This window comes from Terrabacter sp. 01T434 (assembly GCF_056398545.1).
Map to the genome: position 1 here is coordinate 110831 of NZ_JBFTPP010000001.1, position 15056 is coordinate 125886.

The window sequence follows — 15056 nt, forward strand, 5'->3', positions numbered from 1 at the left end:
TTCAGACCCCGGAGTCGGCTACTTGACTTCCGAGCGCTGCAGCGTCCAGAGGCCCACGAGCAGGGGCGCGACCAGCCAGACGGCTGTCGTGACCGCGAGCTGGAGCCACTGCTGGCCGACCAGTGGACCGTGGAACAGCAGGTTCTGGGTGACGTTGGGGTCGACCCAGGGGTAGAGGTCGTGGAACCACGCCTGGTTGGCGGCGAGCAGCTCCAACAGTGGTGGGGCCACGAACGCGTAGACGAAGTAGGCCACGATGGCGGCCGTGGAGTTGCGGATCAGCACCCCGAGCATGAAGCCGATGAGGACGACGAGCGTGTTGCCCAGCACGATGGCGGCCAGAGTGGCGACGCCTTGGTCCCAGACGGCGTCGCGGCCGGCGAGGGCCGCGGCCAGGAGGTTGCCGAGCGCTCCGATGACGAAGGCGACGAGCATCGAGGCGACGGCGATCGAGATGGCGACGATGGCCTTGGCGAAGACGATACGGCCCCGGTGCGGGACGAGCGTGAAGGTGGTCAGGCCGCTGCGTTGGGTCCATTCGGCGGTGACCGACAGGATCGCGATGACCGGCAGGATCACGGCCATGGGGAAGCCGACGGCGAGGGTGAAGGTGCTGTAGGTCAGCTGGTCGCGGGCCGCCCAGAGGACGACCCCAGCCGTGGCCAGGAACGAGGCGATGCCGATGCTGGCGAGCAGCCAGAACCCGGACCGGGTGTCGAAGGACTTGCGCAGCTCGACGGAGACGATCCGTGCGAGGGGGATGCGCGCCGGCGCCACAGTGCGCGCCGAGCGGGGTGCGACGTCCTGGCGGGGGTCCGTCTCGACGGAGGGGGAACCTGCGAGGACTGGCTCGAGCGGGATGGCGGTCATGCGACTGCTCCTTCGCGTTGCGTGTCGGCGGTCAGCTCGAGGAACAGGTCCTCGAGTCCGGCGCCCTCGGCGGGACGGAGCTCGAGCAGCGTCACGCCGGCCGTGTGGGCGATCCGGCCGACGACGTCGGGCTCGGCCTCCACCCGAAGGGCGTCGCCGTGCCCGGTTGCACCGCTGTGGCTGGACAGGACGCCGGCGGCGCTGAGCGCGCCGGCGAGGGTGTCCACGCTGGTCGTTCTGACGAGGGTCCCGGCGGATTGCAGCAGCTCGGCCTTGGTGCCCTTGGCGACGATGCGACCGTTGCCGATGACGACGAGGTCGTCGGCGATGACCTCGATCTCGTGCAGCAGGTGTGAGGAGAGCAGCACAGTGGCACCCCGGTCTGCATAGTCGCGCAGCAGGTCCCGCATCCAGCGGATGCCGGCCGGGTCGAGCCCGTTGGCGGGTTCGTCCAGGATCAGCACCTCCGGTTGCCCGAGCAGTGCTGCGGCGATGCCCAGTCGCTGCCGCATCCCGAGGGAGTAGTTCCGCACCCGGCGTCCGGCCTCGGTGGGGGTGAGGCTGACCAGGTCGAGCATCTCCTCGACGCGGTCAGCGGGCACGCCCATCGTCCGCTGGGCCAACGTCAGGATCTCTCGTCCGGTACGTCCGGCATGTTGCGCGGAGGCGTCCAGCAGCACGCCGACCTCCAGGCCGGGGTTGGGCAGGTCGGCGAAAAGACGACCCACCACCGTCGCAGTACCCGAGGTGGCCGGGGTCAAGCCGACGACGATCCGCAACGTCGTCGACTTGCCGGCTCCGTTCGGGCCGAGGAAGCCGGTGACCCGGCCAGGCGCGGCGGTGAACGTCACGTCGTCGACGGCGGTGAAGGGGCCGTACCTCTTGGTGACGGACTCGACCCGGATCATCGCGGGAGCCCCATGGTGATCGCGATCTGCCCGCGCGCCGTGCCGTCGGTGAGGTGGCGCATCGCGTCCGCCGCGTCCGCCAGAGGGTAGGTCCGGTCGATGCGCGGGGTCACCACCCCGGCCCGGATGAAGTCGGTGAGTCGCTCCAGGTCGCTGCAGCGTTGCTTCGCGAGAAGCATGGTGAGGCGCTGCCGGACGAGCCCGGACAGGGCCAGTGCGCCCAGCTGCCGGTTCATCCCGCCGGTGAGGTGGCCACCCGCCTCGCCGCCGACCAGCACGGCCGTGCCGGCAGGCGCGAGCGCCCGTCGCAACCGGGACACAGACGGGTTTCCGGCCAGGTCGAGGATCAGGTCGTAGCGGGCCGTGCCGTCGGCGTAGTCCTGCTGGGTGTAGTCGATGACGTGGTCGGCCCCGAGGGATCGGACCCAGTCCAGCTTGGCGCCGCTGGCCACTCCGGTGACCGTCGCTCCGAGGGCCTTGGCCAGCTGGACGGCATACCCGCCGACGGCGCCGGAGGCGCCGATCACCAACACGCTCTGACCCGGCTGGAGTTTGCCGACGTCGGTCAGGGCTTGCAGGGCGGTCGACGCCGAGATGGGGACCACCGCAGCCTGCGCGAAGGTGAGGCTCGGGGGTTTGACGGCCAGCTTGTCCTCGTGGGCGACGGCGTAGTCGGCGAAGGATCCGCGGCCGACACCGAAGACCTCGTCGCCCTCGGCGAAGGTGGTCACCGCTGAGCCCACCGCCACGACGATCCCAGCGACGTCCATCCCGGGAACCCGCTCTTTGGGTCGGCGCAGCCCGAACGCGAGCCGGCCGGCATACGGCAGCCCCGTCATCACGTGCCAGGTCGCGCGTGCCACGCCGGCAGCACACACCTGCAGCAGCACCTCGTGCGGGGCGGCACTCGGTCGCGGGATCCGGGCCAGGTGCAGCACGTCGGCAGACCCGTAACGGTCCTGCACGACTGCTCGCATCGTGCTTCCGGAGCTGAAAGGCGTTGTCCCGCTGGTCTTGTCGGCTTCTTGAGGGAGGGCGGGGTTCGAGGCGGTGGACATGGGTGCTCCTCGGTGGGGATCCTCAGGCTTCGGGCGCGCGAGCGCGTGGTCGTCCGGAGCGGGACTGCGCTTGGAGCGGCGACGTGACCGCGCCTTCGATTGCGGATCGCGAGCATCGAGATCTCACGGGACCGGCACCGACACAGTCCTCAAGAGCGGGGATCTCATGGGCGGGGCGACGTGGCCCGCGCGCCGGCGGTGGATGTACTAAGTACGTTCAGGCTAGCGTACAAAGTATGTCCAGGCCATCCCCCCGGTGGCGACGTCTTTGCGGCGCCCCTTCAGTCCGGTCGATGCGTGCGCCGTCGCCGGGCGGGAGGGAGGGAGCGGGTGAGGGCCTGGAGGATGACCTCGAGTCCGATCTCGAACTCGTCGCCGAAGTCGTAGCCGGGTTGGAGGATGAACTCTGTCGCCATCTCGGCCAGATGGGGGTACTCGTCGTCGTCGAAGCCGCCCAGAATGGGTTCCGCGACGCCGGCGACGGTCTCCGGTCCGTCGAAGGGCAGGGCGGCCTCCTGCAGGGCGAACCCGTACACGTAGCTGTCGATGAGTGCGTATGCGTGGGCGGTCATCTCGACCGAGAATCCGGCGGCTCGCAAGGTGCCGATCATCGTGTCGTGGTGGCGCAGCGTCGCCGGGCCGGGGGTCTTTCGTGACTCCAGCAGCCCGAGTGCCCAGGGGTGACGCCGGAGCGCCCGCCTGGCCGAGGCGGCCCCTTGTCGGATCTCGTTCTGCCAGTCCCCATCGCGCGGCGGGCGGTCGATCTCGGCGAAGACCATGTCGACGATGCCGTCGAGGATCTCGCTCTTGTTGGCCACGTAGTGGTAGACCGACATCGGCTTGACGCCGAGCTGCTGCGCGAGGGAACGGATCGTCAGGGCGGCCAGGCCGCCGGAGTCGGCGACGGTCACAGCGCCGAGCAGGACCCGTTCGCGGCTCAACGGGGCCCTTCGCTCGCGGCTGTCAGCGGCTGGTTGGTGCACAGTGCTCCCTCGTCCGGTCGGTCTCGTACCTTGTATGCCAATCTAGCGTACTTAGTACGAGACGTGTGGGCGTGCCCGCCCACGCTGCCGACGAGAAGGATTCGGACGCGACCAGTCAGGCGATCCTCGACGTGGTCGCAGCCGTTCGGAACGCGGGACCGCTCCGCGACTGAGCGCCTGCGAGTCCCGGCTGATCGCCTCTGACGGGACTGCTGACGAGCTGAGTGGACCAAGTTCTCGGAAGCCCCTCTCGAGACGACGGTTGCGCCGTATCTTTGGCGCCGACGGTGTCAACGCGGCTCAGCGCGTGCAGTGCCTGCGTCGACTGAAACCACAGGGAAGGCATGCCGATGCGAACGTACGCCCCGATCTCTGCAGCGGTGTTGCTCGCTGCCTCCGCTCTCACCGTCACCGGCTCCGTCCCTGTTGCAACTGCAGCAGCAGCCACGACGACGGCGACCGCTCCCTGCAGCGGCACCGCGGCCGGTACCGCCCCGGCGACGTGGGACCACGTCACCCTGATCATGTTCGAGAACAAGCCGTTGAAGAAGATCATCGGCAACACCGCGGACGCGCCGTACATCAACGCGATCGCCAAGGCGTGCAGCTACTCGAAGAACGACCTCTCCCTGTCGACCACGAGCCTGGCCAACTACATCGCGCTCACCTCTGGGTACACCGGCTGCGACAAGGCCGACACGAACGGCATCTGCAGCCATGAGCTGCCGATCACGGCGAACAAGCCGCCGAGCTCCTGGCCGCAGGCCTCGAAGAGCATCTTCGAGCTGATGAATGCGTCGGCGCCGGGCAGCGCGGTGGAGTGGGCTGAGGGCAGCCTGGGCAACTGCTACACCGGTGGCGCCGGCCTGTTCACGGTCACCCACACCCCCTTCCCGTACTACACGCGGACCCAGAACAACCTGTGTCCGCAGTACGCCAAGCCGTTCCCAGCGAACAGCGCGGACGTGCTGTCGGCGAAGTTCAACCTCGTGATCCCGAACAAGCAGGACATCATGCACCTGGTGCCCAACAGCACCATCTCGCAACGGATCCAGAACGGCGACAACTGGCTGAAGGGCTACCTTCCGGGTCTGTTGAACTCGGCGACGTACCAGGCCGGCCGCTCCGCCATCATCATCACCTGGGACGAGGGCAACGGCAGCACGTACACCGTGCCGCTGATCGTGATCACCCCGTACACGACTGCCGGTGGCGTCTCCTCAGTCGCCGTCGACCACTACTCGGTGCTCAAGGGCATGGAGCAGATGGTCGGTCAGACCCAGCTGCTGGGCCACGCCGGCGACCCGGGCAAGTCCTCCATCCGCGACGACACGCTCTTCCGCCTGAAGTAGGCCGCGCGGGCTCTCCGGCTGACGGGGGTGCGTTGCACGCACACCAGTCAGCCGGGGTCCTTGGCGAGGTAGGCGAGCGCGGCAACGACGAGCGCCTCCGTACCTGTGTCGAGGGTCGGTTGGATGAGGGGTGCAAAGAAGGGTGAGTGGTTCGGTGGCGCAGGGGTGCCCGCGGCGAATCCTCCGACGCCCCAATAGAAGTAGGGTGTCTCGAACGCGTCGGGGATGCGGCTGAAGTCCTCGCTGGCCGTGACCCGGCCCAGTTCGACGACCTGGTCCTCGAAGTGCTCTCGGAACGCGCTGTCGACGCGGTCACCGACGCCGGAGTCGTTGTGGGTGAGGGGGTACTGGTCGTAGTACTCGAAGGTGGGCGGTTGCGGGGAACCGGCGCCGTCGCATTCGGCGCGAACGATGCGTTCGATCGCTTCCAGCACCTGGCGACGTGTGGCGTCATCGTAGGTCCGCACGTTGAGCAGCAGCACCGCCCGGTCGGGAATGATGTTGCTCTTCGTCCCGGCCACGCTGCTGCCGACCGTGACGACCGCGAACTCTCCCGGTTGGGTCTCGCGGGCCACGATCGTCTGCAGCCGCAGGACGATCGAGGCGGCGAGCACCACCGGGTCGACGCTGAGGTGCGGCATCGAGCCGTGTGAGCCCTTGCCGAAGACCGTGATCCGGATGCTGTCGCCGGCAGACATGACGGGCCCGACCTGGGTGCCGATCGTGCCGGCGTCGAGTCCGAGGACGTGCTGGGCGAAGGCGACGTCGGGACGGGGTATGCGTCGTGCGAGTCCGTCATCGAGCATCCCCCGCGCTCCCGCTGCCGTCTCCTCCGCCGGCTGGAAGAGGGCGACAAAGGTGCCACTCCAGTGCTGACGCTGGTCGGCGAGCAGCTCAGCGGCGCCGAGCAGGCACGTCACGTGGACGTCGTGGCCGCAGGCGTGGGAGACCCCGGTGGTGGCCCCCGTCTCGTCGGTCGCGGTCTGGGTCGACGCGTACGGCAGCTCGGTCATCTCGGTCACGGGCAGCGCGTCCATGTCGGCGCGGCTCAGCACGGTGTTCCCGGGTCCGTTCGCCAGGACGCCGACGACGCCCCCGCCCACGCGCTGGACATCGAAGCCCCACGCGGTCAGTCGCGCAGCGGCGGCCGCAGAGGTGCGGGACTCCTGGCCGCTCAGCTCGGGATGGGCGTGCAGGTCGCGATAGAAGTCCTCCCTCCAGCCGCGCGTTCGGTCCAACCCGGCCAGCACCGCGTCAGCAGATGTCATCGCCTCGCCCCTCGTGGAATCCACCAGTCCTGTTCGACCGCCGAGTTGACCGTACCCAGCCGCGCTGTGACGAAGCCCTGAGTGAGGCCGTCCGGGCGCCGCCCGGGGCTGTCACGGCGACGGGCCCCTGGCGCACGCCTTCGGCGTACCGTGTCCGCATGGCGAGCGCAGTTGTCCGGTGGGAGCCCGAGTGACCGCCGGTAGCGCTCTGCTGCTGCTCGACCTCGCTGGAACCGCCGTCTTCGCGCTCAACGGCGCGCTGACGGCGATCCGGAAGGCGCGGCTGGACATCGTCGGGGTGCTCGCCCTCGGCATGGTCACGGCCGTGGGCGGCGGCATCATCCGTGATGTCATCATCGACTCCCTCCCGCCGGCGACGTTCAGGGACTGGCGCTACCTCGTGGTCGCTGCGGCCGGGGCCCTCATCGCCTTCGCCCGGGGGCGCAAGCTCGACCGTCTGGCCCTGCCGATCGAGGTCCTCGACGCCGTGGGCCTCAGCCTGTTTGCCATCACCGGAGCCACCAAAGCGCTCGATGCCGGCCTGGGGTCGCTGCAGGCCGTCATCCTCGGCGCCGTCACCGCCGTGGGCGGAGGCACTCTTCGGGACGTGCTGATCGGGCGCGTCCCGACCGTGCTGAGCAGCGGCTTGTATGCCATCCCCGCCCTGGTCGGCGCCCTGATCACCGTGGTGAGCGTCGAGATCGGCCTCCACGGCTGGGTCCCGGCGTCGGTGGCCGGGCTGGCCTGCGTCGCCATCCGACTGATCGGGATCCGGTTCGACCTCAACGCGCCGACGCCACCCGGGTCATCGCGCGAGTGAACCCTGTGACGTCGCAGTCGGTCGCGGGTGCGTGTCACATCCGGCCCGGCTCGATCGTCAGTACGGCAGGACACCCCAACGATCAAGGAGCCGACCATGAAGACCATGACCTGCCGATCCCTCGGAGGGCCGTGCGACCTCGAGCACCACGGCGACACCGCCGACGACGTCATCAAGGCCCAGGACCGCCACCTCCGTGATGCGGAGACGGCCGGGGACGCCACCCACCAGGACGCCCGCGATGCGATGAAGAGCCGCTGGCGGCACCCGAAGAAGTCCATGGACTGGTACCGCGACGCCAAGCAGGCCTTCGCCGCGGCGGCCGACGACTGACCGGCCTCAGGGCCGCTCGGTGGGCCGGCCTGTTCGTCTTTCGACGTTTTCGCCAATATGTTGTCGCATGCAAGACTTGTCGCATGCAAAGACCCCGATCCTTCCCGACCGCGGTGGAGGCGCTGCAGCAGGTGACCCGCGACCTGCTCGGGCTGGCCGTGCGCAGCGTCGACGAGGTGGGGGAGGTGTCGCTGCCCCAGATGCGCCTGCTCTTCGCGCTGCGCGACGAGGGCCAGGCGTCCTGCACCGAGCTGGCGCACGTGCTCGGCGTGAGCAACTCGTCGGTGACGCGGCTGGCCGACAGGCTCGTGGCGTCCGGCCACGTCACCCGGACGGGGGATCCGCACAGCCGCAGCCGGGTGCTCCTCGCGCTGACCGAGCACGGCGTCGAGGTCCTCGAGGCCGTGCTGGCCTGGCGCTCGCGTGAGCTCACCCGCGCTCTGCACAGCCTGGATGCCGCGGCCCTCAGCTCCCTCACCGAAAGCCTCGACGTGCTGCACCTGGCCCTCCGGCGACGGCACCACGACCTCACCGGACCGGTGCCGCTGTGACCGGGGCCAAGCAGGTGGAGCTCGGCGACTTCAACGTCCACCCGCGGATGCTGCTCATCACCGCTTGGGCGCTGCCGGTGGGAGCGCTCGGCGCGGCAGCGGCATACCTGCTCCTCAAGCTCATCGGCCTGACGACGAATGTCGTGTTCTACCAGCGGTTCGAGACCTCCCTGGTCGCGCCCGGCGCGACGCACCACCCGTGGCTGCTCGTGCTGCTCGCGCCCGTGGTCGGCGGGCTCGTCATCGGTGTCATGGCGCGCTATGGGTCGGAGAAGATCCGCGGCCACGGCATGCCGGAGGCAATCGAGTCGATCCTCATCGGCGGCAGCCGGATCGAGCCGAAGGTCGCTGTGCTCAAACCGATCTCGGCGGCGATCAGCATCGGCTCGGGTGGACCCTTCGGTGCCGAGGGGCCGATCATCATGACCGGGGGAGCCATCGGCTCGATCCTCGCGCAGCACCTGCGGCTCACCGCCGACGAGCGCAAGACACTGCTCGTGGCCGGCGCCGCGGCGGGCATGGCCGCCACCTTCAACTCGCCGCTCGCGGCCGTGCTCCTCGCGGTGGAGCTGCTGCTCTTCGAGTGGCGACCACGCAGCTTCGTCCCGGTCGTCGCCGCGGTCGCCGTCGCGACGGTCGTCCGGGGCCCGCTCATCGGGCTGGGCCCGATCTTCCCGGTGCCGCACAGCGACGTCCACATCGCCTGGACCGCAGAGGCGCTCAGCGTCCTCGTCGGTCTCAGCGGTGCCCTCGTGGCCCTGGGTGCGACGTGGCTCGTCTACGTCGCCGAGGACCTCTTCAGCCGGCTGCCGATCCACTGGATGTGGTGGCCGGCGCTCGGCGGCCTCGTCATCGGCCTCGGCGGCCTCGTCGAGCCCCGGGCGCTCGGCGTGGGCTACGACGTCATCGACCAGCTGCTGACCGGCCACGCGACCACCGGGTTGATCGTCGGGATCCTCGTCGTCAAGACCCTCATCTGGTCGCTCTCGCTCGGGTCCGGGACCTCCGGGGGCGTGCTCGCGCCGATCTTCATGATCGGTGGCGCGCTCGGGGCCGCGCTGGGCCTCGCCCTCCCGGGTGTGTTCCCCGGGTTCTGGGCCATGCTCGGGCTGGCGGCGGTCGTCGGAGGGGTGATGCGGTCGCCGCTCACCGGCGTCGTCTTCACTCTCGAGCTCACGCACGCGTGGGGAGCGATGCTGCCCCTGCTCATCGCGTCCTCGACGGCGTATGCCGTGTCCGTCCTCGTGCTCCAGCGCTCCGTGCTCACCGAGAAGATCGCCCGCCGCGGGCTGCACATCACCCGCGACTACACCACCGACCCGCTCGAGACCTTCTTCGCCTCCGACGTCATGCGCACCTCCGATGAGGCGATGGCGGTGGCCCGCGGTCTCGCGACCGGCAGCGCACACCACGTCGTCGGCGAGCGCGACACGTTGCGCCACGTGGCCTACGTCTTCGCCGAGCACGGACATGACGGCGCCGCCGTCATCGGGGAGGGGGGCGCCGTCCTCGGCCACATCGACGTGCAGTCCCTGCTCGTGGCGCGCCAGCACGACCTGACCGAGGCGACCGAGCGGGAGCAGGTGTTCACCAGACCGCTGGGCATGGGCCGCGGCTGACCTGCCGTCAGGCGCTGCGCGCCCGTTGCAGACCGGCTCGCATCGTCTCGAGCGTCAGGCCGAAGTGCGCCGAGGCACTGCGGTTGGACGCATCGGCCTCACCACGCACGACGTGCCCGACCAGCTCGGTGTGCTGCACGAGCGCCTCGTCGTAGAAGTCCTGCGTGTACGGCTCGACGCCGAACCCGAGAGTGGCCGCGGCCGTGAGGTGCGCACTGAGTGAGGTGAGGTGGGGGTTGCGCGCCGCCGCCGTCACGAGACCGTGGAGCCGGCGGTCGGCGTTGCGCGCCTCCGTCATCGACGTCGCCGCCCGGAACTCCTCGAGAGCCTTCTCGAGACCGGTGATGTCGTCGGCGGTGCGGCGCTCCGCGGCTGCGCGGGCGATCATCCCCTCCACCATGCAGCGGTAGTCGTACAGGTCCAGCAGGCGCGGGATCTCGATCTCGAGCGTCCGGCGGGCGACCTCGGGCGCGACGTCCTCCCATGACGCCGAAGCGACGAAGGCGCCGCCCGCCCGCCCCCGCCGGATCTCGATGAGGCCGAGCTCGGTCACGTGCTGCAACGCCTGGCGCACCGTCGCCCGACTGACACCGAGCGAGGCGGCCAGGTCGCGCTCGGGCGGGAGACGCTCACCGGGGGAGTACTCACCCACCGCGATGGCCGTGATGAGCCGGTCGGTCAGCGACGTCGCCTTGGTGCGGGGCTCGCCGAGGAGGGCGATCGACTCCCCGTCCTCCCACTCCGAATTGCTCTCCACGCACGCAGTCTAGGTCCGACCGTGTCAAAGGTCTTGTCACCGGACCATTTGCGTGATCCACTTTGGTCCGGTTCCCCGAGGAGGATGCATGGCAACGACGCGCGACGCGCGCTTTCCCGACCCGACCACCGAGGGTGAGGTCGACTTCCGTGGTCACCGCACCTGGTACCGCGTCACCGGAGAGCTCGACCCGGACGCGGAGCAGGCGCCCCTCGTCGTGCTCCACGGCGGTCCCGGCGCCGCCCACAACTACACACTGACGATGGCCAATCTTGCGCTGCAAGGGCGTTCGGTCATCCACTACGACCAGCTCGGCTGCGGCGGCAGCACCCACCTGCCCGACGCCCCTGCAGACTTCTGGACGCCACAGCTCTTCGTCGACGAGCTGCGCAACCTCGTCGAGGCGCTCGGCATCGACCAGCGGTTCCACCTGCTGGGCCAGTCGTGGGGCGGGATGCTCGGTCCCGAGGTCGTCCTCGCCGACGACTCGGGCATCCGCAGCCTCACCATCTGCGACTCGCCGGCGTCCATGGCGCTGTGGCTCGAGGCGGCCAACACGCTGCGCGCGCAGCTCCCGGACGAGGTGCAGCAGACCCTGCTGGAGCACGAGCAGGCCGGCACCACGGACTCCGAGGAGTACGCCGCGGCCGAGAAGGTCTTCTACGACCGGCACGTATGCCGTGTGGTGCCCAACCCGCCCGAGGTGACCGACTCCTTCGCCCAGATAGAGGCGGAGCCGACCGTCTACCACACGATGAACGGGCCCTCGGAGTTCCACGTGGTCGGATCGCTCAAGGACTGGTCGGTCGTCGACCGGCTGGACGGCATACGCATCCCGACGCTCGTCATAGCCGGCGCGCACGACGAGGCGATGCCCCTGGTCTGGGAGCCATTCGCCCTGCGCATCCCCGACGTGCGCTCGCACGTCTTCCCCGACTCGAGCCACATGCCGCACGTCGAGGAGACCGACGCCTTCCTCGACGTCGTCGAGTCCTTCCTCGGCCAGCACGACTGACCCTGTGCCCACCTGACGCCCCAGCGCCCACCTGACCCGGAGGTCACGCATGTCCAATCTCGACAGCCACACGCTCGGCGAGGGAGACCTCACCCAGTTCGGCTACAAGCAGGAGCTGAACCGTGGTCTCTCCACGACCGACCTGCTCATCTACGGCCTCGTCTTCATGGTGCCGATCGCACCGTGGGCCATCTACGGCACCGTCTACAACGAGGCCAAGGGGATGGTGCCCCTCGTCTACCTCATCGGCCTCGTCGCGATGATCTTCACCGCGCTGTCCTACGCGCAGATGAGCCGGGCCTTCCCCATCGCCGGCTCGGTCTACTCGTACGTGGGGCGCGGCATGCACCCCAAGCTCGGCTTCATCGCCGGCTGGACGATCCTGCTCGACTACCTGCTCGTGCCCACGCTGCTCTACGTCTTCGCCGCCGAGTCGATGTCGGGCATCTTCCCGGCCGTGCCCAAATGGGCGTGGATCCTGCTGTTCCTGGCCATCAACACCGCCATCAACTACGTCGGCATCTCGTTCACGGCCGTCGTCAACCGGCTCTTCCTGACCGCCGAGGTGCTCTTCCTCGTCATCTTCGCCGTCATGGCCATCGTCGCCATCGCCCACGGGACCGGCGGAGCGCACGTGACCGCCAAGCCGATCTTCGACGCCGCCAACTTCTCCGCGCCCCTCGTCGGCACGGCGCTGTCGATCGCGGTGCTGTCCTTCCTCGGCTTCGACGGCATCGCCACCCTCTCCGAGGAGAGCAAGGGCGGTCACCGTTCAGCCGGGATCGCCATGCTCGGCGGCCTCTTCCTCGTCGCCTTCTTCTTCATCAGCCAGACCTGGCTGGCCGGCATGCTCATCCCGGACACCACCTCCTTCCCGGACGACCAGGCCGGTAACGCGTTCTTCGACATCGTCGGCCGGATCAGCAACAACGGGTGGCAGATCGCGTTCCTGGCCATGAACGCCCTGGCCGTCGGCATCGCCAATGCCGTTGCGGCACAGAGCGCCACCTCCCGCCTGCTGTTCTCCATGAGCCGCGACGGCCAGCTGCCGCGCTTCCTGGCGCACGTCAACAGCCGCAGCAAGGTGCCCGAGCGGGCCATCCTGCTCGTCGCCGGCATCACCCTGGTCCTGGGACTGTTCTTCGTCGGTCAGATCGGGCTCATCAGCTCACTCGTGAACTTCGGCGCCCTGACCTCGTTCCTCCTGCTGCACCTGTCGGTCATGACCTACTACGGCGTGCGCCGGAAGTCGTCCAATCTCGTCCTGCACTGGGTGGGACCGATCATCGGGTTCCTCATCATCGGGTTCGTTCTCTGGAACGCCGAGCCCGCCGCCAAGATCGGCGGCCTGGTGTGGCTCGCGATCGGCATCCTCGTGCTGGTCTACTACAGCCGCAAGGGAATCGGCATCCTGCCTGAACATCGGGCCGATGCCTCCACCGAACCGGCTGCCGAGCTGCAGCCCGCCACCGAGCCGAGGAGCTGACCGTGACCGAGCACCACCTCATCACCAAGGACCACGCCCACGCCGGCTACTCGGCGGCGCACGAGCCGGTGCTCACCGTGGATCCCGGCACGGGGGAGCGCATCACGTTCGAGACCGACGACGCGGCATACGCCCAGATGGAGGAGCTGCGCGACCTGTCGAAGGTCACGGCGACGATCAACCCCGTCACCGGCCCGGTCCACGTCCGGGGAGCCGAGCCCGGTGACGCGCTCGCGGTGACGATCCACGACATCGACATGGCCGAGCACGGCTGGTCGGTCTACATCCCCGGAGCGGGCGCGCTGGCCGGGGCGATGGGCGACGACTGGTACGTGCGTCGGGTGCCCGTCCGCGACGGGATGGCGCAGCTCACCGACCGGGTGAGCTGCCCCGTGGCCCCCATGATCGGGTGCATCGGGGTGGCGCCGGCCGAAGGCGCGATGTCGACCGTCATGCCCTCCTACCCGACCGGCGGGAACATGGACCTCACGGACGCCAGGCCCGGCAGCACGGTGTACCTCCCCGTCGAGGTCGCGGGCGCCGGCCTGGCCATCGGGGACCTGCACGCGGTCATGAGCCGCGGGGAGAGCTCGTTCGTCGCCATCGAGATCGCCGGGCGGGCCACCGTCAGCGTCGACCTCGTCAAGGGCAAGCGCATGCGAGCCCCGAGGATCGACACCGGTGACGAGCTCGTGTGCGTGGGCCTGGGCGACCCGGTCCAGGACTCCATCATCAACGCCTACGAGGACCTCTTCGCCGTCCTGACCGACGAGCACGGCTACAGCCGGCACGACGCCTACACGGTCATGAGTGCGCTGGCGCACGCCGAGCTCGGTGGCCCGACGGGGTCGGTGACGCCCGACCCGCTGCACCCGTTCCGGGCCGTCGGGCAGGTGACGCTGGCGCGAATCGCCAAGCACCTCCTCGAGCTGGCCTGAGGCGGCAGCGCTCGGCAGCTCGCGGCAGCGCTCGGCAGCAGCTGGCGCAACGGTGTAGGCGGCGCGGGAAGCGGGTACGGCACAGTCCTCAACCGACAGCGCGCCGCCCACGGGTGGCACAGGCACGAGGGACTCCGCATGACGGCATACAGCACCATCGTCCGTGCCACGCACGTGCTCACCAACGCAGCCTGGTTCGGCGGCTCCCTGGCGGGGGCCGTGGCGCTCAACCCCGCATCCCGGAAGGGGCAGGACGCGCGCGAACGCGCCGAGATCGCCGACGAGGGGTGGCGGCGGTGGGGCCCGGTGCAGGGGGCCGCGGTCGGGCTCCACCTGCTGAGCGGCGTCGCCATCGTGGCCGACAATCGTCGTCGCATCGTCGGGCACCGCCCGACCTCCGCCGCCGTCGTCCTCAAGACGGCGCTGACCGTGGCGGCGGTCATGGTGAGCGCGGAGGCGTACCGCTCCGGGGCCGAGCTCGGCGATGCGCTCGAGCGTGCCGAGACGGATCCGGCCGCCCGGGACCAGGCGCGGACGCTCACCCGGCGGATGAGCTGGCTGCAGTGGGCCACGCCCGGTGCCACCGCAGGGCTGCTGGTGCTCGACGCCTACCTGGGCGAGCAGCAGCGCGGTGTCGCGGGGCTGCTCGACCCGCCGTCCAGCCTGAGGCGCCGGTCGTGACGCGCGAGTTCGCGTTCGCGTTCGAGGGCCGCTACCGGCTGGCGGCTCTCGCGTTCGGGATCACGCCGGCCACCTCGCGGGTCGTGGTCACCGACGAGGAGCTCCTCGTGCGATTCGGTCCGTGGCGACTGCGCACCCCGCTGGCCAATGTCGAGAGCACGCAGGTGAGCTCGGGGTATGCCTTCCACCGCACGGCGGGTCCGGCGCACCTGTCGCTCACCGACCGTGGCGTGACGTTCGCGACGAACTCGCGTCAAGGTCTGTGCGTGTCGTTCGTCGAGCCCGTCCACGCCATCGAGCCCACGGGGGTGCTGCGTCACCCGGCAGCCACGGTGACGGTCGCCGACCCCGAGGCGCTCGCCGCGGCCCTGCGGCGCTGAGCGGATCGCTCGCCCAGGGGCGATGTCCCGCTCGCAG

At 69.7% G+C, this 15056-nt stretch carries 16 protein-coding genes; 10 read left to right on the forward strand and 6 right to left on the reverse strand.

From position 1 onward, the window contains the following. Positions 1 to 18 precede the first annotated feature (18 nt). From AC1DIW_RS00530 to AC1DIW_RS00545, 4 genes are all read right to left on the reverse strand, one after another. Complete coding sequence (locus AC1DIW_RS00530; RefSeq protein ID WP_442280185.1) at positions 19 to 870, reverse strand: ABC transporter permease; 852 nt, start codon at positions 868 to 870, stop codon at positions 19 to 21. Further along, entirely contained in the window at positions 867 to 1778 is a 912-nt protein-coding gene (locus AC1DIW_RS00535; RefSeq protein ID WP_442280186.1) for an ABC transporter ATP-binding protein, read from the reverse strand. The genes AC1DIW_RS00530 and AC1DIW_RS00535 overlap by 4 nt, the downstream gene beginning before the upstream one ends. Then, complete coding sequence (locus AC1DIW_RS00540; protein ID WP_478106096.1) at positions 1775 to 2836, reverse strand: NAD(P)-dependent alcohol dehydrogenase; 1062 nt, start codon at positions 2834 to 2836, stop codon at positions 1775 to 1777. The genes AC1DIW_RS00535 and AC1DIW_RS00540 overlap by 4 nt, the downstream gene beginning before the upstream one ends. A 281-nt stretch (positions 2837 to 3117) precedes the next feature. Next, entirely contained in the window at positions 3118 to 3777 is a 660-nt protein-coding gene (locus AC1DIW_RS00545; protein ID WP_478106097.1) for a TetR/AcrR family transcriptional regulator, read from the reverse strand. A 386-nt stretch (positions 3778 to 4163) separates the two neighbouring features. On the opposite strand from AC1DIW_RS00545, the gene AC1DIW_RS00550 reads away from it, so the two are divergent. Beyond that, the gene (locus AC1DIW_RS00550) at positions 4164 to 5171 is read left to right on the forward strand and encodes an alkaline phosphatase family protein (RefSeq protein ID WP_478106098.1); all 1008 of its coding nucleotides are present in this window, start codon (positions 4164 to 4166) and stop codon (positions 5169 to 5171) included. Positions 5172 to 5218: 47 nt separating this feature from the next. Here AC1DIW_RS00550 and AC1DIW_RS00555 read toward each other — a convergent pair whose 3' ends face one another. Next, positions 5219 to 6439 (reverse strand): amidohydrolase, encoded by a 1221-nt coding sequence (locus AC1DIW_RS00555; RefSeq protein ID WP_478106099.1) that lies wholly within the window; start codon positions 6437 to 6439, stop codon positions 5219 to 5221. A gap of 190 nt (positions 6440 to 6629) precedes the next feature. Here AC1DIW_RS00555 and AC1DIW_RS00560 point away from each other — a divergent pair, with 190 nt between their 5' ends. From AC1DIW_RS00560 to AC1DIW_RS00575, 4 genes are all read left to right on the forward strand, one after another. Continuing rightward, the gene (locus tag AC1DIW_RS00560) at positions 6630 to 7259 is read left to right on the forward strand and encodes a trimeric intracellular cation channel family protein (RefSeq protein ID WP_478106100.1); all 630 of its coding nucleotides are present in this window, start codon (positions 6630 to 6632) and stop codon (positions 7257 to 7259) included. 96 nt (positions 7260 to 7355) lie between these two features. Further along, a complete protein-coding gene (locus AC1DIW_RS00565) occupies positions 7356 to 7592 on the forward strand; it encodes a DUF1059 domain-containing protein (RefSeq protein WP_442280192.1) in 237 nt (78 codons plus the stop codon). A gap of 83 nt (positions 7593 to 7675) precedes the next feature. Next, positions 7676 to 8143: a MarR family winged helix-turn-helix transcriptional regulator gene (locus AC1DIW_RS00570; protein WP_478106101.1), complete on the forward strand. Its 468-nt coding sequence runs from the start codon at positions 7676 to 7678 to the stop codon at positions 8141 to 8143. After that, the gene (locus AC1DIW_RS00575) at positions 8140 to 9762 is read left to right on the forward strand and encodes a chloride channel protein (RefSeq protein ID WP_478106102.1); all 1623 of its coding nucleotides are present in this window, start codon (positions 8140 to 8142) and stop codon (positions 9760 to 9762) included. Before AC1DIW_RS00570 ends, AC1DIW_RS00575 begins: the two co-directional genes overlap by 4 nt. A gap of 7 nt (positions 9763 to 9769) precedes the next feature. On the opposite strand, the gene AC1DIW_RS00580 is transcribed toward AC1DIW_RS00575, so the two are convergent. Continuing rightward, positions 9770 to 10519: a FadR/GntR family transcriptional regulator gene (locus tag AC1DIW_RS00580; protein ID WP_442280195.1), complete on the reverse strand. Its 750-nt coding sequence runs from the start codon at positions 10517 to 10519 to the stop codon at positions 9770 to 9772. Between the two features lie 88 nt (positions 10520 to 10607). On the opposite strand from AC1DIW_RS00580, the gene AC1DIW_RS00585 reads away from it, so the two are divergent. The 5 genes from AC1DIW_RS00585 to AC1DIW_RS00605 all read left to right on the forward strand — a co-directional run bounded on the left by AC1DIW_RS00585 (position 10608) and on the right by AC1DIW_RS00605 (position 15019). Further along, positions 10608 to 11534, forward strand: a complete 927-nt coding sequence (locus AC1DIW_RS00585; protein WP_478106103.1) for a proline iminopeptidase-family hydrolase — start codon at positions 10608 to 10610, stop codon at positions 11532 to 11534. Between the two features lie 49 nt (positions 11535 to 11583). Beyond that, entirely contained in the window at positions 11584 to 13020 is a 1437-nt protein-coding gene (locus tag AC1DIW_RS00590) for an APC family permease (protein WP_478106104.1), read from the forward strand. A 2-nt stretch (positions 13021 to 13022) separates the two neighbouring features. Next, on the forward strand, positions 13023 to 13958 hold the full coding sequence (locus tag AC1DIW_RS00595) for an acetamidase/formamidase family protein (RefSeq protein ID WP_478106105.1): 936 nt from the start codon (positions 13023 to 13025) through the stop codon (positions 13956 to 13958). Positions 13959 to 14096: 138 nt separating this feature from the next. Next, the gene (locus AC1DIW_RS00600) at positions 14097 to 14639 is read left to right on the forward strand and encodes a hypothetical protein (RefSeq protein WP_478106106.1); all 543 of its coding nucleotides are present in this window, start codon (positions 14097 to 14099) and stop codon (positions 14637 to 14639) included. After that, positions 14636 to 15019 (forward strand): hypothetical protein, encoded by a 384-nt coding sequence (locus AC1DIW_RS00605; protein ID WP_478106107.1) that lies wholly within the window; start codon positions 14636 to 14638, stop codon positions 15017 to 15019. Before AC1DIW_RS00600 ends, AC1DIW_RS00605 begins: the two co-directional genes overlap by 4 nt. Positions 15020 to 15056 lie beyond the last annotated feature (37 nt).

Coding starts and splice junctions, on each gene's coding strand:
- AC1DIW_RS00540 (WP_478106096.1), bottom strand. CDS start 2,836: ATGTCCACCGCCTCGAACCCCGCCCTCCCTCAAGAAGCCGACAAGACC.
- AC1DIW_RS00570 (WP_478106101.1), top strand. CDS start 7,676: ATGCAAAGACCCCGATCCTTCCCGACCGCGGTGGAGGCGCTGCAGCAG.
- AC1DIW_RS00590 (WP_478106104.1), top strand. CDS start 11,584: ATGTCCAATCTCGACAGCCACACGCTCGGCGAGGGAGACCTCACCCAG.
- AC1DIW_RS00530 (WP_442280185.1), bottom strand. CDS start 870: ATGACCGCCATCCCGCTCGAGCCAGTCCTCGCAGGTTCCCCCTCCGTC.
- AC1DIW_RS00535 (WP_442280186.1), bottom strand. CDS start 1,778: ATGATCCGGGTCGAGTCCGTCACCAAGAGGTACGGCCCCTTCACCGCC.
- AC1DIW_RS00585 (WP_478106103.1), top strand. CDS start 10,608: ATGGCAACGACGCGCGACGCGCGCTTTCCCGACCCGACCACCGAGGGT.
- AC1DIW_RS00555 (WP_478106099.1), bottom strand. CDS start 6,439: ATGACATCTGCTGACGCGGTGCTGGCCGGGTTGGACCGAACGCGCGGC.
- AC1DIW_RS00550 (WP_478106098.1), top strand. CDS start 4,164: ATGCCGATGCGAACGTACGCCCCGATCTCTGCAGCGGTGTTGCTCGCT.
- AC1DIW_RS00600 (WP_478106106.1), top strand. CDS start 14,097: ATGACGGCATACAGCACCATCGTCCGTGCCACGCACGTGCTCACCAAC.
- AC1DIW_RS00565 (WP_442280192.1), top strand. CDS start 7,356: ATGAAGACCATGACCTGCCGATCCCTCGGAGGGCCGTGCGACCTCGAG.